The sequence below is a fragment of the Wolbachia endosymbiont (group A) of Campoletis raptor genome (assembly GCF_964026755.1).
Lineage (GTDB): Bacteria > Pseudomonadota > Alphaproteobacteria > Rickettsiales > Anaplasmataceae > Wolbachia > Wolbachia pipientis.
The window spans coordinates 580,085-605,228 of sequence record NZ_OZ034695.1; the positions used below are offsets into that span (position 1 = coordinate 580,085).

19 protein-coding genes, 2 tRNA genes and 6 pseudogenes are annotated in these 25,144 nt (G+C 36.7%); 17 read left to right on the top strand and 10 right to left on the bottom strand.

Annotation, left to right across the window (positions count from 1 at the left end):
• Window positions 1-78: 78 nt before the first annotated feature.
• Window positions 79-3,630 carry a UvrD-helicase domain-containing protein gene (locus tag AAGD74_RS02965; RefSeq protein ID WP_341810736.1) on the top strand — a complete coding sequence of 1,184 codons (3,552 nt, stop codon included), beginning with the start codon at window positions 79-81 and terminating at the stop codon, window positions 3,628-3,630.
• 137 nt (window positions 3,631-3,767) lie between these two features.
• On the opposite strand, the gene AAGD74_RS02970 is transcribed toward AAGD74_RS02965, so the two are convergent.
• Entirely contained in the window at window positions 3,768-3,923 is a 156-nt protein-coding gene (locus tag AAGD74_RS02970; RefSeq protein WP_236514888.1) for a hypothetical protein, read from the bottom strand.
• A gap of 480 nt (window positions 3,924-4,403) precedes the next feature.
• Between AAGD74_RS02970 and AAGD74_RS02975 the strand changes: the two are divergent.
• Window positions 4,404-4,832, top strand: a pseudogene (locus AAGD74_RS02975) (IS481 family transposase); the annotation flags it as partial.
• 22 nt (window positions 4,833-4,854) lie between these two features.
• Here the strand turns inward: AAGD74_RS02975 and AAGD74_RS02980 are convergent.
• The 3 genes from AAGD74_RS02980 to AAGD74_RS02990 all read right to left on the bottom strand — a co-directional run bounded on the left by AAGD74_RS02980 (window position 4,855) and on the right by AAGD74_RS02990 (window position 7,689).
• Window positions 4,855-5,687 (bottom strand): IS5-like element ISWpi1 family transposase gene (locus tag AAGD74_RS02980; protein WP_236514306.1). Its coding sequence is split into 2 segments (ribosomal slippage): window positions 4,855-5,318 and window positions 5,318-5,687, totalling 834 coding nucleotides; the frame shifts between segments, so codons are not numbered across the junction.
• 86 nt (window positions 5,688-5,773) lie between these two features.
• A protein-coding gene (locus tag AAGD74_RS02985) for an IS5-like element ISWpi1 family transposase (RefSeq protein WP_236514306.1) occupies window positions 5,774-6,606 on the bottom strand; the annotation gives its coding sequence in 2 pieces (ribosomal slippage) (window positions 5,774-6,237 and window positions 6,237-6,606; 834 coding nt in all).
• Between the two features lie 71 nt (window positions 6,607-6,677).
• Window positions 6,678-7,689 (bottom strand): IS630 family transposase gene (locus tag AAGD74_RS02990; protein ID WP_265029767.1). Its coding sequence is split into 2 segments (ribosomal slippage): window positions 6,678-7,226 and window positions 7,228-7,689, totalling 1,011 coding nucleotides; the frame shifts between segments, so codons are not numbered across the junction.
• Window positions 7,690-7,770: 81 nt separating this feature from the next.
• Here AAGD74_RS02990 and AAGD74_RS02995 point away from each other — a divergent pair.
• Window positions 7,771-8,298 (top strand): annotated as a pseudogene (locus tag AAGD74_RS02995) (integrase core domain-containing protein); the annotation flags it as partial.
• A 22-nt stretch (window positions 8,299-8,320) separates the two neighbouring features.
• Here the strand turns inward: AAGD74_RS02995 and radC are convergent.
• The 3 genes from radC to AAGD74_RS03010 all read right to left on the bottom strand — a co-directional run bounded on the left by radC (window position 8,321) and on the right by AAGD74_RS03010 (window position 10,046).
• Window positions 8,321-8,995 carry a RadC family protein gene (gene radC / locus AAGD74_RS03000; RefSeq protein WP_010962534.1) on the bottom strand — a complete coding sequence of 225 codons (675 nt, stop codon included), beginning with the start codon at window positions 8,993-8,995 and terminating at the stop codon, window positions 8,321-8,323.
• Window positions 8,996-9,342: 347 nt separating this feature from the next.
• Window positions 9,343-9,939, bottom strand: coding sequence for an RDD family protein (locus AAGD74_RS03005; protein WP_015589093.1), 597 nt, complete (start codon window positions 9,937-9,939; stop codon window positions 9,343-9,345).
• Window positions 9,940-9,963: 24 nt separating this feature from the next.
• Window positions 9,964-10,046: transfer RNA gene (locus AAGD74_RS03010), tRNA-Leu, on the bottom strand.
• 114 nt (window positions 10,047-10,160) lie between these two features.
• Here AAGD74_RS03010 and AAGD74_RS03015 point away from each other — a divergent pair.
• From AAGD74_RS03015 to AAGD74_RS03045, 7 genes and pseudogenes are all read left to right on the top strand, one after another.
• Window positions 10,161-11,612, top strand: coding sequence for a replicative DNA helicase (locus AAGD74_RS03015; protein ID WP_006279932.1), 1,452 nt, complete (start codon window positions 10,161-10,163; stop codon window positions 11,610-11,612).
• Between the two features lie 86 nt (window positions 11,613-11,698).
• Window positions 11,699-12,109: a hypothetical protein gene (locus tag AAGD74_RS03020; RefSeq protein WP_341810737.1), complete on the top strand. Its 411-nt coding sequence runs from the start codon at window positions 11,699-11,701 to the stop codon at window positions 12,107-12,109.
• Between the two features lie 37 nt (window positions 12,110-12,146).
• Window positions 12,147-12,338 (top strand): hypothetical protein, encoded by a 192-nt coding sequence (locus AAGD74_RS03025; RefSeq protein ID WP_341810738.1) that lies wholly within the window; start codon window positions 12,147-12,149, stop codon window positions 12,336-12,338.
• A gap of 24 nt (window positions 12,339-12,362) precedes the next feature.
• Window positions 12,363-12,830: pseudogene (locus AAGD74_RS03030) on the top strand (helix-turn-helix domain-containing protein); the annotation flags it as partial.
• Window positions 12,831-12,905: 75 nt separating this feature from the next.
• Window positions 12,906-13,856 carry an IS481 family transposase gene (locus AAGD74_RS03035; protein ID WP_341810740.1) on the top strand — a complete coding sequence of 317 codons (951 nt, stop codon included), beginning with the start codon at window positions 12,906-12,908 and terminating at the stop codon, window positions 13,854-13,856.
• Window positions 13,852-14,379, top strand: a pseudogene (locus AAGD74_RS03040) (IS630 family transposase); the annotation flags it as partial. The gene AAGD74_RS03035 and the pseudogene AAGD74_RS03040, both read left to right, overlap by 5 nt.
• Before the next feature lie 71 nt (window positions 14,380-14,450).
• Window positions 14,451-15,283: pseudogene (locus AAGD74_RS03045) on the top strand (IS5 family transposase).
• Window positions 15,284-15,306: 23 nt separating this feature from the next.
• Here AAGD74_RS03045 and AAGD74_RS03050 read toward each other — a convergent pair.
• Window positions 15,307-16,653, bottom strand: coding sequence for an IS110 family transposase (locus AAGD74_RS03050; protein ID WP_338482333.1), 1,347 nt, complete (start codon window positions 16,651-16,653; stop codon window positions 15,307-15,309).
• Window positions 16,654-17,072: 419 nt separating this feature from the next.
• Here AAGD74_RS03050 and metG point away from each other — a divergent pair, with 419 nt between their 5' ends.
• From metG to AAGD74_RS03065, 3 genes and pseudogenes are all read left to right on the top strand, one after another.
• Window positions 17,073-18,698: a methionine--tRNA ligase gene (metG, locus tag AAGD74_RS03055; RefSeq protein ID WP_338482334.1), complete on the top strand. Its 1,626-nt coding sequence runs from the start codon at window positions 17,073-17,075 to the stop codon at window positions 18,696-18,698.
• Window positions 18,699-18,780: 82 nt separating this feature from the next.
• Window positions 18,781-19,613: pseudogene (locus AAGD74_RS03060) on the top strand (IS5 family transposase).
• Window positions 19,614-19,619: 6 nt separating this feature from the next.
• Window positions 19,620-20,870 (top strand): ankyrin repeat domain-containing protein, encoded by a 1,251-nt coding sequence (locus AAGD74_RS03065; RefSeq protein ID WP_341810741.1) that lies wholly within the window; start codon window positions 19,620-19,622, stop codon window positions 20,868-20,870.
• Window positions 20,871-20,885: 15 nt separating this feature from the next.
• On the opposite strand, the gene tkt is transcribed toward AAGD74_RS03065, so the two are convergent.
• Complete coding sequence (gene tkt, locus AAGD74_RS03070) at window positions 20,886-22,958, bottom strand: transketolase (protein WP_077188101.1); 2,073 nt, start codon at window positions 22,956-22,958, stop codon at window positions 20,886-20,888.
• 113 nt (window positions 22,959-23,071) lie between these two features.
• Here tkt and rpsD point away from each other — a divergent pair, with 113 nt between their 5' ends.
• The 3 genes from rpsD (at window position 23,072) to iscX (ending at window position 24,013) form a co-directional block, all read left to right on the top strand.
• Window positions 23,072-23,686, top strand: a complete 615-nt coding sequence (gene rpsD, locus AAGD74_RS03075; RefSeq protein WP_010962555.1) for a 30S ribosomal protein S4 — start codon at window positions 23,072-23,074, stop codon at window positions 23,684-23,686.
• Window positions 23,687-23,695: 9 nt separating this feature from the next.
• Window positions 23,696-23,782, top strand: a tRNA-Leu gene (locus AAGD74_RS03080).
• A gap of 30 nt (window positions 23,783-23,812) precedes the next feature.
• Window positions 23,813-24,013 carry a Fe-S cluster assembly protein IscX gene (gene iscX / locus AAGD74_RS03085; RefSeq protein WP_077188100.1) on the top strand — a complete coding sequence of 67 codons (201 nt, stop codon included), beginning with the start codon at window positions 23,813-23,815 and terminating at the stop codon, window positions 24,011-24,013.
• A 242-nt stretch (window positions 24,014-24,255) separates the two neighbouring features.
• Here iscX and AAGD74_RS03090 read toward each other — a convergent pair whose 3' ends face one another.
• Entirely contained in the window at window positions 24,256-24,408 is a 153-nt protein-coding gene (locus tag AAGD74_RS03090) for a hypothetical protein (protein ID WP_341810742.1), read from the bottom strand.
• 382 nt (window positions 24,409-24,790) lie between these two features.
• Here AAGD74_RS03090 and AAGD74_RS03095 point away from each other — a divergent pair, with 382 nt between their 5' ends.
• The gene (locus tag AAGD74_RS03095; RefSeq protein ID WP_064125521.1) at window positions 24,791-25,132 is read left to right on the top strand and encodes a DUF721 domain-containing protein; all 342 of its coding nucleotides are present in this window, start codon (window positions 24,791-24,793) and stop codon (window positions 25,130-25,132) included.
• The last annotated feature ends 12 nt before the right edge of the window (window positions 25,133-25,144 follow it).

Here is a 25,144-nt window from a genome sequence, read left to right on the forward strand (position 1 = left end):
ATATCTTCACTAACACTATTTTTACATTATATGTATAATGCTATTTTAGTCAACTTCTATAAGGTTCTCGCACTTCTGATGAGATCAAATGCCATAAATCCTAATTTCTCTGTGTGGGTAAATGCGTCCGCTGGTACAGGCAAAACAAAAATCTTAATAGACAGAGTATTGAGACTTTTATTAGAAAACAAAAGAAATATTCTTTGCTTAACATTCACCAATGCTGCAGCAAACGAAATGGAGAATCGCATTCACAGCATACTCAGTAAGTGGGCAATATGCTCAGAGAGTGAATTAATAATGGATCTGGAACAACTAGACCTCTTGCATTTAAGTGAGGAATCGGTGTCATTCCAGTGCTTGACGATGGAATCCAGAAAAAAGGAAGAATGGATCCCAGTGTCAAGCACTGGGATGACAAAGGAGAGTGCTGGGATAACGGAGGGATCCAGAAAAAATGAAGCACTTGATCGTCACTTAACAAGAGCAAGAAGGCTTTTCTCTGAACTGGAAAATCTTGGTCTAACTATACAAACCATACACGCTTTCTGTTACAAATTAATCTCCAGCTTTCCTATAGAAGCTGGCATTGCTCCAAATTGCACGCTGAGTGAATGTAAAGAATTACATTCCATCATATTCAATAAAGTGCTTCATAACGAAACTGTGCAGGATGATATCAACCTTATTGCAACTGAAATTGATGAAAATAAACTACGCGATTTGCTTTATACTTTATGTGTAAAAAGATCGATGTCAGCAAATGATTCAGAATACATCAAAGAAAAACTCAATGCTCCAGATGGAATTCATGATTTACAGAGTGAAACGACTGAGCACGTGGGAAGACTAGCCGAGATATTAAGTGAAGGCAGTAAAAGAGATCAGAGTTATAGTGAAATACTTTATTCTACTGTCATCCCAGCTGGGATCCAGAAAAAAAGAACCAGTGTCAGCTACTCGGATGACACCGGAATAAAGTGGAATGACACCAAAATAGAAAACCTAGCCAAGGTATTTCTCAAATCAGAATCGCACGAAAAAAAGAGCATATCATCCATTGCAACAAAAAGTATTTTGGAGAAATTCAAAGATGCAGAGCAAATAATAGAGAGCGTTCAGAATGTAGTATTTACCCATATAAGAGACATGAACTCTTATCAAATATTCAAGAGAACCAGTAGCTTACTTGGTGTATTTAAAGTATATGTTGATTTGTATAATAGTGAAAAATCAAAAAATGCACTGCTTGACTACAATGATATAATCAACTTAGCAACAAATCTTCTTAGCAATCCAAACTATAAAGATTGGATATTGTTTAACTTGGATCAAAAAATAGATCACATCCTTGTTGACGAGGCACAAGACAATAGCATCAGCCAGTGGAAAATTATAACAAATCTCTGCGATGAATTTTTTGCCGGTAATGATGAAAAGCGAACCTTATTTGTAGTTGGTGACGTAAAACAATCCATATACAGATTTCAAGGAGCAAATCCCCATCTATTCAACTATATGCAACAATACTTTCATACGAAAACTGGTGGTAGAGATTGGATATCATGCCAACTTGAAAAGTCATTTCGTTCAACTCCAGAAGTTTTGATGCTTGTAGATAGAATATTTAACAACTTCCGCGCAGAAATATCTTTTGTTGATAATGAAATAAAACATGTTCCACATAGAGAAAATGATCAAGGATATATTGAAATTTGGCCAGCGTTACCAAAGTGTAAAGAGGAAGAACAGCAAGCTTTACAAATTCCTCTGATATGTAAGGAAGGTTATACAATAGCAGATCGATTACTTGCTCAGGCAATAGCCCACAAAATTCACAATTGGTTAAACGAAGGGCGGATTTTAGTTGCTAAAGATCGCCATATAGAACCAAGAGACATTATGGTTCTGGTACGACAACGAAACGTATTGGTTGATTACATAATAAGCGAACTTAAAAAAGCAAACGTGCCAGTTGTAGGCCGAGATTATTTTAGAATTATGGACTATATAGCCGTGCAGGACTTAATAGCTTTGGCCGAATTTTTACTCCTCCAGGCAAATGATCTAGCTCTTGCAAATGCTTTAAAATCACCGTTATTCAATTTTACCGAGGATGATTTATTTAACATTGCATATGATCGTAAAGAGCATTCACTATGGGAAAGAATTCACGATTATTCTGTGGTTATCTACAGTGAATTAAACTATCTCATTAACTTATCTCGCACAGAGTCTCCTCTTGCACTATTTACACATATATTGCGTACAGGTAAGAAGAAATTTGCTGCAAGGCTAGGTCTTGAGTGCTTTGAGGTTCTAGACGAATTTATGAACCTCGTGTTGCAATTTGAAAACCCATCTCTTCAAGCGTTTGTTCAGTGGATCAAGGAGAATAACCCGGAGATTAAGAATGATATGCAATCAGAACGCAATGCTGTGCGAATAATGACAATTCATAAATCAAAAGGTCTGCAAGCTCCCATAGTATTTTTGGTTGATACAAACACAGTGCCAAGAAACAGTGAAAGCATTATCTTTGATGGAACAGAAGTGCCATTTTGGTGTGGAAAAAACAACAACGCTTATTGCGATCAAGTAAAAAGAGAGAAAAAACTAGAGGATTATAATGAATATTTGCGTTTATTATACGTAGCACTCACACGTGCTGAAGATGAGTTATACATCTTAAGTAAAGAGCCAGTGCAAAAGGGCTCTTGGTATGATCTAATCACTAAGTACGGAGAACCATATAAAAAGAAACAAAGGGATTTACGGCCAATATTTAAAGAAAAAGTTGAAGTATTATGCGTGAATGCAAACTACCCTTACATTTATAAAAAACGTGATTACTTTGACGTTCCGGTCATTTCCCTTCCACCAAACCTATCAATGTCATTCCAGTGCTTGACACTGGAATCCAGTAAAAAAGAAGGAGAACCAGCATCAGCTACTCGCTCTCCCCTGTCATCCCAGTGCTTGACACTGGGATCCAGTAAAAAAGAAGGAGAACAAGTGTCAGCTCACTCTTCGGTATCATTTCAGCACTCCCTTTCGTCATTCCAGCGCGTGACGCTGGAACCTGGAGAAAAAAAGGCCTGGATCCCAGTGTCAAGCACTGGGATGACAAATAGGGGTATTGGAATGACAGATGAGAGTGCTGGAATGACAACAAGGAGCATTGGGATGACAGATGGTTATGCAAGAGGCCTGATTATTCACAGCATATTGCAGTATATGCCCAAGATAGAAAAAGAAAGGAGAAAAAATTGGGTCAGAAAATACCTTGATAACATCAGCGAAGATAAGGATGAAATTTACAGTAAAATATTAGCCTTTAATGAAAAATATGGCTATTTGTTTGACTTGGAAGGCAAATCAGAGATTACACTGAGTGGAACAATTGATGGCAAGTCAGTATTAGTACGACTAGATAGGCTATGCATAACGCAAGATAAATCAATCATAATTGACTACAAGTCACACCGTAACGTTTCTGTTTCCTCATTAAATGAAATAAAAAAGCAAATGTTGACCTATAAAACCTTAGTACAAGAAATATATCCAAACAAGCAAGTAGAGTGCGTGGTTATTTGGGTGGAAGATTTAACCATTCAATCTGACTTTTAACGAAACTTGATTGCAAGAAATAGCTACTACGTCATACCACCGCGAACCGTCATCCCGCGATTCATTCCACAACTGTACGAACATTGCGATTTGGGCCTACCAGAAGGGTGTCATGAAAGTAGCTGACACTGGTTCCTTTATGACGGTGTCATCCCAGTGCCCAGACACTGGGATCCAGGAAACTTAATTGCAAGTAATGCATTGGGTTTGGTGAGTATGGGTTTTGCGTTATAGAATGAAGCACTTTTGGTGAATTTGTAAAGAAAACTGGATTCCAGTGGGCTTTGTTGCATCGCTAGCTATGATGGATTAAAGATAAAAAAGATAGGGAATATCAGTAGCTTATTATTCTGGTATTTATAACAAGAACGGTCAATGAATACCTAAATTTGAGTAAAAGAAATTTCACTACCATTTACCAATCCGGCTAAAATTCGAGAATTTCAATGCTTTAGCTATTTTCAATAGAATTAAATTTATTAATATAAATAACAAATTACTATTCTTAAATTTGATCAGATTGATTGCAAAAAAACAAGATTTTCAATAGGTTGCTTATAATCCTAACTATAGTTAGCCTTTCATAAGTAGCGATGCAACAAAGCCATTCCAGTGTCAAGCACTGGAATGACAAGTTCTCGGCAACCCCTACGTCATCCCGTCACGGTATCTCTTAGCCGCTAACACGTAGCGGAATGACGATTGTCGGTAAATCTAAGATGTATGGTCCCAGAGAGTGATGGTATACTATCATCATCATTTAAGGAGTCATTATGGGACAGATATTACATGGGTGCGCCAAAACAACACAGACGATTCGTAGAGCAATACAAAATAGAAAAGAGAGCATAGCAAAACTCTCCAAGCATTATAACCTTAATCCAAAAACTATTATTAAGTGGAGAAAACGTTCATTTACGAAAGATGCTGATATGGGTCCAAAGCATCCAAGATCAACTGTTTTAACGCTAGAAGAGGAAGCTATAATAGTTACATTTCGCAAGTATACACTACTGCCACTAGATGATTGCCTTTACGCTCTGCAGTCTACAATTCCGCATTTGACTCGCTCTAGCTTGCATCGTTGTTTACAAAGACACAACATTAGCAGATTACCAACTGTTGATGGAGAAGTTAAGTCAAAAAAGAAATTCAAACAATATCCTATCGGTTACTTTCATATTGATATTGCTGAAGTTAGAGGTTGTCCGGAAACAAGTAAATTCAAGCATATTCCCTCTTTAACATAACCCTACTCATAGCTAGGTATATGAAATTCTCAGTGGATGTTGTGAGTAAATCATACTCCTTCGATAGCCTTCTATTCCTATTAACCCAAGCAAAAGTCCTTTCTACAACCCATCTTCTTGGCTGTACTTTAAACCCTTGTTCTCTTGTTGGTAGTAGCTCAGGTGGCGTATCTTTGTGCACCCAAAATCTACATGGAGGCCTTGTAACAATTTCAATATCTATGTCATATTCTTCCTTTATGTGATTCTTTAAATTTCTTCCTTGGTATCCCATGTCAGCCCACATTTTTTTAACTTTAGTATATTTTGTTCTCATATTGTTTAATGCTATTTTAATACCATCTCTATCATTTTCGTTAGCAGCGCCTACGTAACAACCTAGTATAAAACCCTGAGTGTCTGTAATTATATGCCTTTTTCTACCCTTTACTTTTTTACTTCCATCATAGCCTTTGATCCCCCCTTTTCTGTAGTCTTTACAGATTGACTATCTACTATACAGGCACTCGGCTGCTCATTCCTTCCTATTTTTCTTCTACTATATTTTGTAATTTCATAATTCATTTTCTCAAAAATTCCCTGCTTCTTCCATTGCCTGAACTGCTCATACACAGTCTTCCATAGCGGAAAATCATTTGGTAAATACCGCCATTGACACCCTGTACGCAATACATAGAAAATTGCTTCTAATATTTCTCTTTTGCTATACTTTGGCGGCCTTCCTCCTTTCTTGTATGATACTCTGAAGTGTTTTTCTATTCTTGCCCATTCCCTTTCGCTTAGATCTGTTGGATACTTTTTTCTCATCTTTACCCCGTACTAAAATTTCAGATATTATAGCCTTTTACTTGTTTCCGGACAACCTCTTAGAGGTTGTCCGGAAACAAGTAAATTCAAGCATATTCCCTCTTTAACATAACCCTACTCATAGCTAGGTATATGAAATTCTCAGTGGATGTTGTGAGTAAATCATACTCCTTCGATAGCCTTCTATTCCTATTAACCCAAGCAAAAGTCCTTTCTACAACCCATCTTCTTGGCTGTACTTTAAACCCTTGTTCTCTTGTTGGTAGTAGCTCAGGTGGCGTATCTTTGTGCACCCAAAATCTACATGGAGGCCTTGTAACAATTTCAATATCTATGTCATATTCTTCCTTTATGTGATTCTTTAAATTTCTTCCTTGGTATCCCATGTCAGCCCACATTTTTTTAACTTTAGTATATTTTGTTCTCATATTGTTTAATGCTATTTTAATACCATCTCTATCATTTTCGTTAGCAGCGCCTACGTAACAACCTAGTATAAAACCCTGAGTGTCTGTAATTATATGCCTTTTTCTACCCTTTACTTTTTTACTTCCATCATAGCCTTTGATCCCCCCTTTTCTGTAGTCTTTACAGATTGACTATCTACTATACAGGCACTCGGCTGCTCATTCCTTCCTATTTTTCTTCTACTATATTTTGTAATTTCATAATTCATTTTCTCAAAAATTCCCTGCTTCTTCCATTGCCTGAACTGCTCATACACAGTCTTCCATAGCGGAAAATCATTTGGTAAATACCGCCATTGACACCCTGTACGCAATACATAGAAAATTGCTTCTAATATTTCTCTTTTGCTATACTTTGGCGGCCTTCCTCCTTTCTTGTATGATACTCTGAAGTGTTTTTCTATTCTTGCCCATTCCCTTTCGCTTAGATCTGTTGGATACTTTTTTCTCATCTTTACCCCGTACTAAAATTTCAGATATTATAGCCTTTTACTTGTTTCCGGACAACCTCTTATACCAATTCTCATTGTTGTCCAGTCAAATAGGAAACATTGCAGAGTTGTTTAATTGTGGAGCTGGCAAGAGAAGTAATAAATTTGCACAAAGCACCCTCAAGTAGAGCAATTGTATCGTATATTTTATTGCGCAAAATGTTCTGTTTTATATATAACCAAAGCCTCTCAACAGGATTTAGCTCAGGTGAGTATGGAGGTAGGTATATAATGTCGATATTTTTAGGTACCTTTAAATTTTTTGACCTATGCCAACTAGCACAGTCCATAACGAGAAAAGCCTCTCGTGTTTCTAGATATTGCGAAATTTGCTCAAGAAATATGTTCATGCAATCAGTGTTGACATTTGGTGCAAATAAGCTAGAACTCTCTCCATTTCTAGGATTAACTGCACTATAGAGATAGAAATTTTGCCTACCTAATTTTGTTTTAACCTGTGTTCTAATCCCCTTTTTAAACCACCCATGTCCGACTTTTGAATGTGTGCCAAACCGTGATTCATCAAAGAAAAATAGCTCTTTTTCTGGATACTTGCTAATAGCTCCATTGAGATTTTTTTTTGAATTCCTCTTGTTTGCTTTTATCTTGTCCATTATGAACTGGTCTTGGTGTAATATATGAGAATTTCATCTTTTGCATATGGCGGTGTACTGTAGATTTGCTGATATTTAATCCGAACTTTTCCTGGATTCTTATTCTCATTTCTTTAATGGTGATATTAGGATTTTCTTCTATCCACTCTTCAATTTGCTGTAGTTGAGCCTGATTTAATTTAGTTTTTCTACGACGTTGTGAAGGAGCAAACAGTTTTTCTTCTCTGCCAATTTTCAAGAGTTTTACCCACGAAGTTAGTGCGCTTCTTGAAATGCAATATATTTTTGCTACAGCCGTTATACTGTACTTTTTTGCTGCAATTACAGCATTTAGTTTTTTTGAAACATATGCATTATTCCTTACTTTCTTCAGCATTTCTTTTGCTGATTCTACTACTTTTTCATCCAATAATTTTGATCTTAATGCCATTTAAACCTCGCTATTTTACTTACTTCAGTATGGCTTTTCTTCCATCATTGTCCATCTGTTTGCCCTGTAATGGGAATTGGTATTAGAACTGAGGAGGGCAAATTACATTTGTTTGTTGCTATTGATAGGACATCCAAATTTACCTATGTTGAGTTGTGTAACAGTGCTACAAAACCCATAGCTGCTGAGTTCTTACGTAATTTGATTAGAATTTTACCGTATAAAATCCATACTATTTTGACAGATAACGGTATACAATTTACAAACCAGAAGCGTCATAAGTATGCTTTCCAACATATATTTGATAGAGTTTGCGAAGAGAATGTTATTGAACATCGTTTGACAAAAGTTAGCCATCCTTGGACGAATGGGCAAGTCGAGCGTATGAATAAAACTTTAAAGGATGCTACAGTTAAGAAGTATTACTATCAATCGCACCAGCAACTTAAAGAACACCTTTATAACTTTGTTATGGCTTATAATTATGCAAAGAGACTCAAAACTCTTAAGGGTCTTACTCCTTATGAATTTATATGTTATCAGTGGACACAGTCTCCAGAATTATTTATACTAAATCCACACCATCACACTCTGGGACCATACATCTAAGTTACTGTAGCTATAAAGGCTTTCACAACAACCTATTTTCCTTGAAACTAAAATAGCTACTGAATGTAATAATAATGTGGTCTATTAATTCTATTCCTATACTTTGGCAAGCTTCTGCTAGTTGTCTAGTGAGAGATATATCGCTATTTGAAGGTTGTGTATCTCCGCTTGGATGATTGTGAGATATTACAATGGATGTTGAACCAATCAAAAGTGCGCGCTTGATGATCTCTCTGACATAAAGAGGAGTTTGATCTACTGTACCAATATTTTGCAGGTCTTCCGCTATTAGACGATACTTTTTATTCATATAGATGACACGAAAATTTTCCTTATTGAGGCTTCCTATACTTATTCTTAAATAATCAAGCAATTTTTCCCAGTTATCGATTACAGGCAGGTTTTTTATTTCTTCTCTTGCAGAACGAACAAAGGCTTGTTTTACACAAAAGATGGCAGATATCGCTGCATTGCTGACATCATCAACGTTTTGCAGCGCTTCCAGGTCAGCATTAAAAACTTTATTTAAGCTGCCAAAACTTTCTATCAAACTCTTTGCCACCGGTTTTACATCAATTCTACTATATGCTGAATATAAAATGTGCTCTAAAACTTCATAATCAAGTAATGATTGTCCATTATCTAAAATAATTTTCTCTCTTAGGCGCTTTCTATGCCCCTTTTTGTAATTTTTCATCATCAATGAATTGCTTATCTCTTGTATAATAAGAAATTAGATTTTTAAGTAAAATATTTAATAAAGCGCATGACGCACAATTGTAAGAACATTCATTTTTAAAGACAGCAAATGGTGTCATGAAAGTAGCTGAGACACTGTCCTCCTTTGTCATCCGAGTAGCTGACACTGGTTCCTTTACGACGGCAGTGCCCAGAGGTGTCATCCCAGTGCATGCACATAGTGCAAAAAATTAAAAATAAGACGCCAATACGTAATACTGTTGTCGTTTAATCTGCACAGATTGAAGATAAATGAATACCTTCAGTATCATGATAAAGGGGCTGGCGAAGGGTGTCAAGTAGTTTTTAGCTCTGCCTTCTAAGGCTTTTACTCGTGACAACCACTGTGCCTGCGATCTTATCGTGCCAAGTTTGACAGCGTTTGTTGAAATTTGACCATAAAAAGCCCAAGAACAATGGTGCAACTGACAATATAAAGGAAAAAAATCTCTTTGTTGCTTGTTTTAGGGTCATCTTTTCGAAAGTTTGTGCATCCACAACTCTAAGCCCAAATAATAGTTTTCCAGGTGTAGTAGCAAACTTTACCCACATATATATTACATAGCAAAAGAGCATAATAAACTGGACTATTTGATTTAGGATTAGTAATTTTATAAGTCTACTCTGCGTTGTCTTTTCTTCCGCAGACAGTGGTGCTTGCATTGGGGATTTTGCAGCAATTTGACTTAATATTTTGCTATCCTCTGAGTTCATAAAGAGCTGATTTAAGGCTTGGCTGCAAAACTGCAAGAACAAAACGATAATAATCAAATCAAGCAATACTGATATATAGCGCCTGAGGCCCGTTACATAACATATCCCATTTTCATCTTTCTTTACCTTTTGAATAACATTTATAGAAGAAAAAATAGAAAATAAACGATTAAAAAATTTATGTAACATATATATACTTTCCAATATTTAACGTGCCCCTGGCCGGACTTGAACCAGCATGCTTTTGCAAGCAACAGATTTTGAGTCTGCCGTGTCTACCATTCCACCACAGGGGCATTAAGTTTTAATGCTATAGGCAACACGGAATTAGTCAAATTTTTTTGCCTTTACATCTTTCAAATGAGGACTAAATATTCTACAATAATCAACAGTTACTCTCAAAACTTAAAATGAATGAATTAGCTAGTCTCTTGGGTTCAAGAAGTGTAGACAAGGAAATATGTAAATTACCGCATAACCTAGAAGCTGAACAGATGCTTATTGGTGCAATGATTCGTGATAATAGAATCTGTGATGCGGTTGAAGACACAATCACAGCGGAGAATTTCTATGATCCATTACATCAAAGTATTTTTACGCAAATATCCAAAACCAGGAAACATGGCATAATTGCCAATGAACTGAGCCTCAAAATGTTTTTTGAGAACGACCAAGCGTTTACCGAATGTGGTGGGGTAGAGTACTTAGCAAAGCTTGCAGCGAAGGCAAGTATTGCGCTTGATATCTATAGTTTGACTAGAATAATCCGTGATACTTACTTAAGGAGATGTTTAATTAAGCTCGGGCAAGAAATAGTTGGTGATAGCTACAACTACGATATTGAAAATCCTGCACAGGCGCAAATTGAACAAGCAATGACAAAATTGTTCAATTTGGCAGTAAAAAAACAAGGTGAGAAAACATATATAAAACTTGCAAGTTCAATTAAAGATGTAGTTGAGAAGATCAGCACACTGAAAAATAATCCAGAAGCGCTAGGCGTTACAACCGGACTTCAAGATCTAAATCAGCTTCTTGGTGGTCTACAAAAATCTGATTTATTAATTTTAGCTGCAAGGCCTTCTATGGGAAAAACAGCATTGGCGCTAAACATCGCACTCAATGCTTGTAAGATGTTGCAAAAAAGAGCAGATAAGCAACACTATGTAGCGTTTTTCTCGCTTGAAATGTCAGCAGAGCAATTAACTGCAAGGCTGATCACTATAGATTCAGGGATTAGTTATTATAAGGCATTAACCGGGAGAATTAGTGATTTTGAATTGCATGAATTTATCAATACTAGTACAGAATTATCTGAACTGCCTTTCATCATAGATGACACCCCTGCGCTATCAATTAGTGCCCTTCGCACCAGAATACGCTTGCTGTATCAATTATATAATGTAGAAGTGGTATTCATTGATTATTTGCAGCTAATCAGAGGAACAACAAAAAGGAGTAATGAAAATAGAGTGCAAGAAATCTCGGAAGTGACGCAGGGTTTGAAAGCAATTGCAAAGGAGCTAAATATTCCCATTGTTGCACTATCTCAGCTCTCTCGTTCTGTTGAGCAGAGGGATGATAAAAAACCACAACTTTCTGATTTACGTGATTCAGGGAGCATAGAGCAAGACGCAGATATAGTAATGTTTCTCTATAGAGAAGAGTATTATGAACTAAGAAAACAGCCAAATGAAGGAAACAATAAACATCGGGAATGGCAAGAGAAAATGGAAAAAATTAGAAACATTGCAGAGCTCATTATTGCAAAGCAGAGAAATGGACCAATTGGCAGTGTGAAGCTATATTTTGACTCTAACAGAGGTTCGTTTAAAGATTACACAGAAAGGCATAGTTCATAGCTTGGCAGCAATCTTCTTGTTCCCAAGTTCATTGATTATTTTTTTATGTAAAGATAGCTTGACAATTTCTTAAAAATCCTTTTATAATGGTATTATATTTTATAATACGTGAGATGATGAATAAAAACAATGTACCCTATCTTATAGCTGGTGCTCTGGCTACTGCAACTTTATTAGCATCTGAAGTGTTTGCTGCAGCTCCTTATATTGGTTTCTTAGCTCCAGTTGCAGCATTAAGTGTTGGCTTGCCATTTATTATTGGTTATGCTGTGTTTTCTGTTGTAACTATTGCACTTTCGTATAAAGCAATTAGTGAGAACAAAACAAATTCTGAGTTAAAAAATAAAATGAAAGCTCAAGAGCAAACAATTTCTGGGCAAAAAACTCAACTAGCTAAAAAAGAAGCGGAAGTAAAAGCTCAAGAGGAAGAAAATTCTAAGTTAAAAGATCAAGTACGCACTCAAAAGCAGAAAAATTCTGAGCAAAAACTCAACTAGCTGAAAAAATAAAAAGATAGAAGAAGACAAATTAAAAGTGGCAATTGCTGATGGCACTGTTCAGCTTGCAAAAGGAACAGTTAATAGCGCTGTTTGGTTTGCAAAAGAAGCAGTTAATGGTGTCTTGTATTCTGGCAAATATGCTTACGATAATTATGTGCCATCAACTGATACCAATTCCCATTACAGGGCAAACAGATGGACAATGATGGAAGAAAAGCCATACTGAAGTAAGTAAAATAGCGAGGTTTAAATGGCATTAAGATCAAAATTATTGGATGAAAAAGTAGTAGAATCAGCAAAAGAAATGCTGAAGAAAGTAAGGAATAATGCATATGTTTCAAAAAAACTAAATGCTGTAATTGCAGCAAAAAAGTACAGTATAACGGCTGTAGCAAAAATATATTGCATTTCAAGAAGCGCACTAACTTCGTGGGTAAAACTCTTGAAAATTGGCAGAGAAGAAAAACTGTTTGCTCCTTCACAACGTCGTAGAAAAACTAAATTAAATCAGGCTCAACTACAGCAAATTGAAGAGTGGATAGAAGAAAATCCTAATATCACCATTAAAGAAATGAGAATAAGAATCCAGGAAAAGTTCGGATTAAATATCAGCAAATCTACAGTACACCGCCATATGCAAAAGATGAAATTCTCATATATTACACCAAGACCAGTTCATAATGGACAAGATAAAAGCAAACAAGAGGAATTCAAAAAAAAATCTCAATGGAGCTATTAGCTGTATGGTCCCAGAGAGTGATGGTATACTATCATCATCATTTAAGGAGTCATTATGGGACAGATATTACATGGGTGCGCCAAAACAACACAGACGATTCGTAGAGCAATACAAAATAGAAAAGAGAGCATAGCAAAACTCTCCAAGCATTATAACCTTAATCCAAAAACTATTATTAAGTGGAGAAAACGTTCATTTACGAAAGATGCTGATATGGGTCCAAAGCATCCAAGATCAACTGTTTTAACGCTAGAAGAGGAAGCTATAATAGTTACATTTCGCAAGTATACACTACTGCCACTAGATGATTGCCTTTACGCTCTGCAGTCTACAATTCCGCATTTGACTCGCTCTAGCTTGCATCGTTGTTTACAAAGACACAACATTAGCAGATTACCAACTGTTGATGGAGAAGTTAAGTCAAAAAAGAAATTCAAACAATATCCTATCGGTTACTTTCATATTGATATTGCTGAAGTTAGAACTGAGGAGGGCAAATTACATTTGTTTGTTGCTATTGATAGGACATCCAAATTTACCTATGTTGAGTTGTGTAACAGTGCTACAAAACCCATAGCTGCTGAGTTCTTACGTAATTTGATTAGAATTTTACCGTATAAAATCCATACTATTTTGACAGATAACGGTATACAATTTACAAACCAGAAGCGTCATAAGTATGCTTTCCAACATATATTTGATAGAGTTTGCGAAGAGAATGTTATTGAACATCGTTTGACAAAAGTTAGCCATCCTTGGACGAATGGGCAAGTCGAGCGTATGAATAAAACTTTAAAGGATGCTACAGTTAAGAAGTATTACTATCAATCGCACCAGCAACTTAAAGAACACCTTTATAACTTTGTTATGGCTTATAATTATGCAAAGAGACTCAAAACTCTTAAGGGTCTTACTCCTTATGAATTTATATGTTATCAGTGGACACAGTCTCCAGAATTATTTATACTAAATCCACACCATCACACTCTGGGACCATACAATTAGCAAGTATCCAGAAAAAGAGCTATTTTTCTTTGATGAATCACGGTTTGGCACACATTCAAAAGTCGGACATGGGTGGTTTAAAAAGGGGATTAGAACACAGGTTAAAACAAAATTAGGTAGGCAAAATTTCTATCTCTATAGTGCAGTTAATCCTAGAAATGGAGAGAGTTCTAGCTTATTTGCACCAAATGTCAACACTGATTGCATGAACATATTTCTTGAGCAAATTTCGCAATATCTAGAAACACGAGAGGCTTTTCTCGTTATGGACTGTGCTAGTTGGCATAGGTCAAAAAATTTAAAGGTACCTAAAAATATCGACATTATATACCTACCTCCATACTCACCTGAGCTAAATCCTGTTGAGAGGCTTTGGTTATATATAAAACAGAACATTTTGCGCAATAAAATATACGATACAATTGCTCTACTTGAGGGTGCTTTGTGCAAATTTATTACTTCTCTTGCCAGCTCCACAATTAAACAACTCTGCAATGTTTCCTATTTGACTGGACAACAATGAGAATTGGTATGAGAGGTTGTCCGGAAACAAGTAAAAGGCTATAATATCTGAAATTTTAGTACGGGGTAAAGATGAGAAAAAAGTATCCAACAGATCTAAGCGAAAGGGAATGGGCAAGAATAGAAAAACACTTCAGAGTATCATACAAGAAAGGAGGAAGGCCGCCAAAGTATAGCAAAAGAGAAATATTAGAAGCAATTTTCTATGTATTGCGTACAGGGTGTCAATGGCGGTATTTACCAAATGATTTTCCGCTATGGAAGACTGTGTATGAGCAGTTCAGGCAATGGAAGAAGCAGGGAATTTTTGAGAAAATGAATTATGAAATTACAAAATATAGTAGAAGAAAAATAGGAAGGAATGAGCAGCCGAGTGCCTGTATAGTAGATAGTCAATCTGTAAAGACTACAGAAAAGGGGGGATCAAAGGCTATGATGGAAGTAAAAAAGTAAAGGGTAGAAAAAGGCATATAATTACAGACACTCAGGGTTTTATACTAGGTTGTTACGTAGGCGCTGCTAACGAAAATGATAGAGATGGTATTAAAATAGCATTAAACAATATGAGAACAAAATATACTAAAGTTAAAAAAATGTGGGCTGACATGGGATACCAAGGAAGAAATTTAAAGAATCACATAAAGGAAGAATATGACATAGATATTGAAATTGTTACAAGGCCTCCATGTAGATTTTGGGTGCACAAAGATACGCCACCTGAGCTACTACCAACAAGAGAACAAGGGTTTAAAGTACAGCCAAGAAGATGGGTTGTAGAAAGGACTTTTGCTTGGGTTAATAGGAATAGAAGGCTATCGAAGGAGTATGATTTACTCACAACATCCACTGAGAATTTCATATACCTAGCTATGAGTAGGGTTATGTTAAAGAGGGAATATGCTTGAATTTACTTGTTTCCGGACAACCTCTAAGAACCTTCTTCATCTATCGGCTCCTCTTTCATTAGTATATAACCAAATTCCTTTGCTTTTTTAGTCAAATTTTTGACTACTCTCTCTTTGTAGAGTGTTTCATAATAGTTCATTCCTTTTTCTACATATTCTTGTCCATATTTTAGCATATTATAAAAAATACATGCTAATTTCCTTGCTGTAGCAGTGATCGCTTTTGGTATCCCTAGTCGCTTCTTTAACCTCCTGCAGTATGCACCAAGTGCAGTGTTGCTTCTTGATACACAATGAGCAGCAAGTCGCAAGGCAGTTGCAGCACGATTAACAACTTTACGAGTTCTTGTTCCAATAATTTTCCCTCCTGTAATTTTATTAGCAGGACTTAATCCGAGCCAGGAAGAAAAATGCTTTTCTGTCCTCCATTTATTGTGATTTATACCTGTTTCTGAAATGACAGCCTGTATACTTAATACATCAAGTCCTGGAACTCTAGTAAAATCCATCCCCGTTATTCGATATAAATCTTCATCTACGGCAAAATCTGGACTATTCTTCTGTTTTCTCTTTCGTGTCTTATTCAATGCCCTGTTCTCATTCGACTTTGTTTCAAATGTTTTATAGTAATTTTCTATACTTTTATCACATCCCGTTATTTGCTCTTGAAAAAAAGTATATGCTGCATATTCTTGTTTTAGCACAAACAAGTGTTCCTCTCTATAATCACCAGCTAACGCTTTTGCTATAGTAGACTGATCATTTTTTATTCGTGCATCCCTGAATTTAGCCAATTTCTCAGGATCTCTTTCGCCTTCAATTATAGCTTCAATGATTTTCATACCAGTTATCCCAGTAATATGACTAATAACCTTGTGTAATTGAATATTCATTTGAATTAGCGCTTTTTGCATACGTTGAGTATGTTTAGCTGCATTTTCAATTAGATTAGCACGTTGTCTAACGTAACTACGCAGTACACACATTTGATTATCCGGTCTAAATGATCCTTGAAGCAGTCCATAGCTGTGCAATTGTTGCAGCCATTGACAATCTTGAACATCAGACTTTCTACCAGGCACATTTTTGACATGTCGCGCATTTACTAATTTTACTTCAAATTTATGTGATTCTAATATTTGAAATAAGGGAATCCAATATACTCCAGTTGACTCCATGGCTACAGTTCTAACCTGACACTTTTTTAACCACTTTGCTAAGTTGTGTAGATCTACTGTAAAGCACCCAAATTTTTGGATACGTTGTTCATCTCTTCCTTCAGGTACACATACATAATGTACAGTCGAGCCAATATCAATCCCTGCTGCATCAAGGTTTATTGTTCTTAATTTACTTTTTGCTTCTGCCATATAAAATCCCTCCTATATTATTATGATAAGAAGCACTTCAGCTTGGGACGGTTAGGTTATACAATCTTCTAAACGAGGTAGCCCAAAAAGAACTCCATCAATGGTTTTACCATTTCCCCCAAAACCATGCTTTCAAACGGGCATTTATAGCACCATTGATTGTTTCGGTTATAGCTGCAGAAGCGCTTCTTCATAACACTATACCCAAAGAACATAAAGTAAAGAGGGAGTTTCTTTTTGGTTTTACAGATTTTATCTGTTCTGGGCTTTCAATAATCATGCCTGATTGTTTCTTATTTTTATAAAATTTCAGTAAATCGCTTTTTTCAAAAATTATGCTTAACCTAATCAATATTTATTTATTACTGCCTTTTTAATACTATAATTAACTCAGTTGATTTTTATCAAAATGCTAAACCATGGAACAATTCGAGAACTTTTACATCACCACGCCAGTATATTACGTAAACGATAAGCCACATATTGGTCATGCATACACTTCTCTCTTGTGTGACGTGGTGGCAAGGTTCATGAAACTAGCTGGGAAAAATGTCAAATTTACCACCGGTACAGATGAACATGGACAAAAAATAGAAAAAGCAGCTAAAGCAAAGGAAATGCAGCCAAAAGAATTTACAGATGAAGTGAGCGTTTCATTTAAAGAATTGGCTAAGTTCATGAATTTTGAGTATGACGATTTTATTCGCACTACGGAGGAACGTCACAAAAAAGCAGTTATAGCTTTATGGAATAGACTTGAAGAGAGAGGGCAAATATATTTGGATTCCTATTCGGGTTGGTATTCAGTTCGTGATGAAGCATTTTATCAGGAATCAGAGCTGATAGATGGCAAAGCACCAACAGGCGCAGAAGTTCAGTGGATAAAAGAAGAGAGCTACTTTTTTCGCTTGTCAAACTGGCAAGACAAATTACTGGAACTCTATAAAAATCAGCCAAGTTTTATCTTTCCTGAGAGCAGAAGAAATGAAGTGATATCGTTTGTAAGATCAGGGCTCATTGACCTCTCAATCTCTCGCACTAGTTTTAACTGGGGAATAAAAGTACCAGGTAATGACAAACACGTAATCTATGTCTGGATAGATGCATTAACCAATTATCTTACATCAATAGGTTTCCCTAGTACTGAAGGTGAGGAATATAAGAGGTTTTGGGCAGAATCTAAAACGCAGATTCCAGCGTCACGCGCTGGAATGACACCAAACCAAGGGAAAACGCAGATTCCAGTGTTACGCGCCGCAAACCTAGCTGACAGCTCTTTCAACGTTCATGTAATTGGTAAAGACATATTGCGCTTTCACGCCGTATATTGGCCGGCAATTCTCCTTGCAGCAGATTTGCCACTACCAAAACAAATTGCAGTTCATGGTTGGTGGCTAAACGAGGGAGAAAAAATATCCAAGTCCCTTGGTAATGTCATAGATCCAATTGGCCTCGCTCAAGAGTTTGGTGTTGATCAACTACGCTATTTTCTCCTTCGAGAAGCAAGTTTTGGCCAGGATGGTAACTTTAGTAAGAAAAATATGATCAGCCGGATAAATTCAGAACTGGCAAACAACATAGGCAATTTAGTACAAAGAACAATTTCATTTTTACACAAGCAATGCTCTGGAATTGTACCAACAATTGATCGAGATTTACTTAGAGGTGAAGAAAGTCTGCCAAATTGCAAAGCTATACTAGGTCAAGTGATGGACCATTTATCAAAGTATGAATTTAACCAGATTATGCTTCTAATTATCAACATCTCTTCTGAAGCAAATGCCTACATAGACAAAAGTGCACCCTGGACATTAAGCAAAACTGATAGAGAACGCATGAATTTAGTAATTTACAAGTTACTGGAATATATCAGGATAATTGGCACTTTATTGCAACCGATTGTTCCAAAGTCAGCAGAGATGATACTAAATCAACTGCAAATTGCGAAAGAACAACGAGATTTAAAATCTTTGTACGACACGTGCGTAAGTTCAGGCATTACGCTGCCTAAACCTACGCCGGTTTTTTTGAGGGTTGATGTTTAACCAAGGAAGCATTCAGGTAGTAAGAGGTTGTCCGGAAACAAGTAAAAGGCTATAATATCTGAAATTTTAGTACGGGGTAAAGATGAGAAAAAAGTATCCAACAGATCTAAGCGAAAGGGAATGGGCAAGAATAGAAAAACACTTCAGAGTATCATACAAGAAAGGAGGAAGGCCGCCAAAGTATAGCAAAAGAGAAATATTAGAAGCAATTTTCTATGTATTGCGTACAGGGTGTCAATGGCGGTATTTACCAAATGATTTTCCGCTATGGAAGACTGTGTATGAGCAGTTCAGGCAATGGAAGAAGCAGGGAATTTTTGAGAAAATGAATTATGAAATTACAAAATATAGTAGAAGAAAAATAGGAAGGAATGAGCAGCCGAGTGCCTGTATAGTAGATAGTCAATCTGTAAAGACTACAGAAAAGGGGGGATCAAAGGCTATGATGGAAGTAAAAAAGTAAAGGGTAGAAAAAGGCATATAATTACAGACACTCAGGGTTTTATACTAGGTTGTTACGTAGGCGCTGCTAACGAAAATGATAGAGATGGTATTAAAATAGCATTAAACAATATGAGAACAAAATATACTAAAGTTAAAAAAATGTGGGCTGACATGGGATACCAAGGAAGAAATTTAAAGAATCACATAAAGGAAGAATATGACATAGATATTGAAATTGTTACAAGGCCTCCATGTAGATTTTGGGTGCACAAAGATACGCCACCTGAGCTACTACCAACAAGAGAACAAGGGTTTAAAGTACAGCCAAGAAGATGGGTTGTAGAAAGGACTTTTGCTTGGGTTAATAGGAATAGAAGGCTATCGAAGGAGTATGATTTACTCACAACATCCACTGAGAATTTCATATACCTAGCTATGAGTAGGGTTATGTTAAAGAGGGAATATGCTTGAATTTACTTGTTTCCGGACAACCTCTTAGATACAAATCTAAATAATTCTTTATATTGGGCTGTTAAAAATAATCACTCTACTACAGCAGAAGTTCTATTAGATAATGGAGCAGATTTGCATACTTTCGACCCTAGTCGAAAACGCGACGTGTTGAGTAGATACCAAGAAATAGAAACTGAACATAGCAAGAATTCTTTACATCTGGCTGCTAAGCTTGGCAACTTGGAAGCAGTACAAGATCTATTAGGGAAAGGGGCAAATGTTAATGCACAAAATGACACAGGAAAGACTCCTTTACATTGGGCTGCTAGAGAAGGTCATAAGCAAGTGGTGCAAGCCCTATTGGACAAAGGAGCAAATGTTAATGCAACAGATCAAGATGGAAAGACTCCTTTACATTGGGCTGCTGTAAAGGGCCATGAAGAGGTAGTAGAAGCCCTATTGGGAAAACATGGAATCGATGTTAATTTAGCAGATAAGAATAAAGATACTCCTTTACATTCTGTTCTTAAAAAGGACAACATAGATATAAATGTATTGAACGCTCTACTGAGAGCAGAAGGAATCAATGTTAATGCACAAGATAAAGATAACAGGACTCCTTTACATTGGGCTACCGGTAGGGATAATGTGGAAGTGGTTAATGTTCTAATAATAAAAGGAGCAGATGTTAATGCACAAGATAAAGATAACAGGACTCCCTTACATTTTGCTGCTCAAAATAACAACAAAGAAATAGTAGACGCCCTAATAAAAGCAGGAGCAGATGTTAATATAAAAGATGAAGATGGAAAGACTCCCTTAGATTTAACTACTAACGAAGAAATAAAAACTCTATTGCAACCCGCAGAAGAATCTGATGATGGTTCAGTGGGTGAGCCAGCGACAGATAGTGAAGGGGGTCAAGAGGAAGAGGAAGAGGAGGAAGATTCAAATCAATCACAGGGAGAGCAAGACATCAATGGAGAAAAAGGAGCTGATGTACAAGACAACGATGTAGGTCCTGTTGCTTCCACAGAACCTGCACAAACAGAAGAACAGCCGAGCTCTTTTTTTGGTAGTTTGTTTAGTATACTTATGAAGCCTTTTTCATTAATAGGATCATTTTTTAGTGATTTTTTTTCATGGTTATTTGGGTCTAACACTGATGAATCTACATCGCAAACCGATGCTAGTGTTTCTTTACTTAGATCCGATTCATTAGACGAAGAAGATAGTAGTGGTGGTCATTATAGTGCAATGAACACAGATGTGTAGAGTAATGCAAGAAGTCTACTCAATGTAAACCAGTTTCTCACACACACATTTTACTACGTGATCAGCACTGATATTAAAATGCTCATAAAGTGTTTTATAAGGTGCTGATTCTCCGAAGCTTTTCATGCCAATAAATATACCGTTTGAACCTATGTATTTATGCCAACCCATTTCACTTCCGGCTTCAATTGCAACTTTAATGCTGTCATTATTTAATATTGCCGCTTTATATTCATCGCTTTGCTCGTCAAAAAGCCTCCAGCATGGCATAGAAACAATCCTTGTACCTATACCCTTTTCCTGCAATTTCTCCCTTGCTTCAACTGCAATTTCAACCTCGGACCCCGTAGCAAATATCGTCACTTTTAATTCTTTTGAACATTCACACAAAATATATGCACCAAACTTCGATAAATTAGCAGATTGATCGATATCAGAGTAGAACTTGCGCATGTAACTTACGTTTTGCCTTGAGAGCGCAAACAGTGCTGGAGATTCTTTCTTTTCGAGTGCAATGCTAACACACTCCAGAGTTTCAACTGCATCGGCTGGCCTAAAAACATATAGATTTGGTATAGCACGCAAAGAGGCTAAATGCTCTATTGGCTGATGAGTTGGGCCATCTTCTCCCACTCCAATTGAGTCGTGAGTCATGACATACATAACCTGCTGCTTCATCAGAGCTGAAAGACGTATAGCAGGACGACAATAGTCGGAAAATACCAAAAAAGTGCCGCCATAAGGAAGAATCGCGCCGTGAAGTGCCATACCATTCATACATGCTGCCATAGCGTGCTCTCTCACTCCATAGTGGACATAAGAGCCACTATAATTATTGCTATTTATTACCTGCATGTGCTTATATTTAGTGCAATTTGACCCAGTAAGATCAGCAGAACCGCCGATTAATTCCGGCATAGACTCAGTTAAAAGTTCCATTACTCTGCCGAAAGAAGATCGAGTAGCTTCGTTTGGCATTAGCTCACATATTTGTTTCTTCAGGTCAGCTAAAACACCAGCGATATTATCTGGTAGATGTTTATCTAACCGTCTTTGAAGTTCTGCATGATACCCTGTCATCCCAGCATTCTCTTCTGTCATCCCAGTACTCTCTCTTGTCATCCCAGTGCTTGACACTGGGATCCATTCTTTTTCTTCTTTCCTGGATTCCAGCGTTACGCGCTGGAATGACATCGTGTAGTTTTGTTTTGCTCTCTCAACAGTTTTCTTCCAGGCATTTTTCACATCTTCTGGTACATGGAATGGTTCATAATTCCAGTTTAATTTCTCTCTCATCTGTTTTATGTCTTCCTCCGAAAAAGCACCACTGTGAGCAGAGGATGTGCCAGCACGGCTTGAAAATTTTCCGATAATGGTTTTGCAGCAGATCATTGTAGGTTTACCAGACTTTTTTGCTTGCTCTATTGCAAAGGATATGGCATCAAAATCGTGGCCATCAATTTTGTCAACATTCCATCCATACGCTAAGAAGCGTTTCTCTACATCATCAGAGCAGGAAAGGCAAGTAGCGCCATCTATAGAGATATCATTATCATCAAAAAGAGCTATGAGCTTATTCAATTTAAGATGCCCAGCAAGTGATGCTGCTTCATGGCTTATTCCTTCCATAAGACAGCCATCCCCTAGCATCACGTAAGTGTGGTGATTGATTCTGAATTGCTTTTTAAGGATTGATTCAGCAAGTGCCATGCCAACAGCAGCGGCAAACCCCTGACCGAGCGGGCCTGTTGTTGCCTCTACCCCGGAAGTCAAGCCGAACTCTGGATGACCTGGGGTCTTGGATCCCATTTGCCTGAAGTTTTTTAGCTCATCTATGCTAATATAACCTGTCAAATATAATATTGAGTATAGTAACATTGACCCATGACCGTTTGATAAAACAAAGCGATCTCTATTGAACCATTTAGAATCATCAGGATTATGATTCAGATATTTAGCAAACAAAACAGTTGCAACATCTGCCATGCCAAGTGGCATACCTGGGTGTCCAGAGTTTGCTTTTTGTACTGCATCAATTGATAAAAAACGGATGGCGTTTGCCATAGATTTTAAATGTGAATGATTCATGTGTTAATAGAAAAACTTAAAAATGAAGTATAAAAGATTATATCAGCAAAAACAAGTTGACACTGAGTGCTAAAATCCTTAATAATCTAAAGTTAAATCGTGGGAGTTTTTATATGACAACTGTTATCACTAGAAAGTATAGGATTAGCCGTAGACTTGGTGTAAATTTATGGGGTAGAGCTAAAGACCCAGTAAACAAAAGGAAATACCCTCCAGGTCAACATGGTATTCTTGGATTCAAGAAGTTATCCGACTTTGGTAAGCAGTTTGCTGCGCATAAGAAATTTAAGTTTTACTATGCGATTTCAAGTAAGCAGCTTAGACGTACATTTTTAGATGCTTATAACAGAAAGGGTTATACGGCTGATAATTTTATCGGTATCTTAGAATCGAGATTAAGTTCTGTTTTATACCACTCTGGTCTTGTTCCAACAATTTACTCAGCAAAGCAGCTCATATCTCATAAGCACGTTACAGTTAATGATAAGGTGGTTAACATATCGAGTTATCGAGTGAAGCCAGGTGATATAATAAAAATAAGAGAAAGGGCAGCAAAAATCCCTGTAGTAGTAGAGGCTGAACAAAAACAAGAGCGCAAGGCTCCGGATTATTTAGAAGCAGATAGTAAAGAGCATTCAGTGAAGTATTTGAGGTCACCTCAATATTCTGAGGTTCCTTATTCAGCAGACATGGAAGTCAATTTAGTAGTAGAGTTTTACTCTAGATAGATAAAAAAAGCCTGTGTGGCGGAATCGGTAGACGCAGCGGACTTAAAATCCGTGGGTTTTGCGACCTTGGGAGTTCAAGTCTCCCCATGGGCACCAATTTAACTTAGCAGATAAATACAAAAAAGTATGAAATGGTTTGATATAGAAGATATTGTAGAAGCTCTGGAGGAAAAATTTCCAGATGAGAATATAATTAGTATCAGATTCACTGAGCTTAAAAAAAAGGTCTTGAGTTTAGAGGAATTTGATGATGATGAAAAACGCTGTAACGAAAAAATACTCGAAGCTATTCAAGCAGCTTGGATTGAGGAAAGATTAACCGCATAGCAATAAACCATACGCAAACGTGATTTCTATTACAATTTGCATATTGATTATGCTATTTTTTGGATCTAGCCTGGCAAATTAATAATAATTTAACCAATTACAATTAAAACAGCTATAAGGTTAATTATGAGGCAAAACAAAAATTTTTGAATGGAACGACTTACTTGACAAGTGCTACGTTGAGATAAATTTTACATAAAAATACTGCTTTTATGGTGTGAGGCTAGAGGTTTGTAAAGCAGTTAGAAGGTTGTCATCCCAGTGTCAGCTACACAACTGTACGAACATTTATTTTTGTTAAACACAGCAAATGGTGTCATGCCAGTGCTTGACACTGGCATCCAGCTTTTGATCGAAAATGTTGTATAGTGCACAATCAATTTTTCTGGATCCAAGTAGTCTGAGCACACAACTGTACGAACGTTGTAGTTTGGGAGCAATTCCCACCAGTGGGGTGTCATCCCAGTGCCCAGACACTGGTTCTATGCAACTTAATTAAAAACGTTTATTTTAGCGTAAGACAACTACCTTTAGCTCATCAGCTCAGTTATAAGCAAAATTTCTGGATTCCAGACTCGAATGACACCATTTGCTGTGCAATTTACCTTCAAAAATGAATGTTCGTACAGCTATGTGTCTGAGCACTGGGATGACATCCTCCCTGGTGGACTCAAATTACAATGTTTGTGCAGTACGCACTGGAATGACAGGGCTTTAAGAAATCCAATGTAGTGGTAAACCTTACTTATTTAGTTATACTAGAAACAAAACAGAAAAATGCTCAAACACAGCGGTCCAAAAAAATTAAAGTCTATAATTGAAAACTATGCATTAAAATGCATGAAAAATAAGATTAGTAAAAATGAAATACGTCTGATTTTAAACTGGCGAAATATAGTAGGGAAAGAAATAGCAGAGTGTACAAAACCGAAAAAGATCTCATATGCACAGAATATAAATTCGGGTGTGTTGCATCTGGTAGTAACAAATGGCAGCAAAGCATTGGAAATTCAGCATATGATTTCTCTTATAATAGAAAAAATTACGATATTTTTTGGCTATAAAGCAGTATATGGTATAAAAATTAAGCAAGAGAGTATTGACTATTTGACTATATAAGGTAATCTAAGT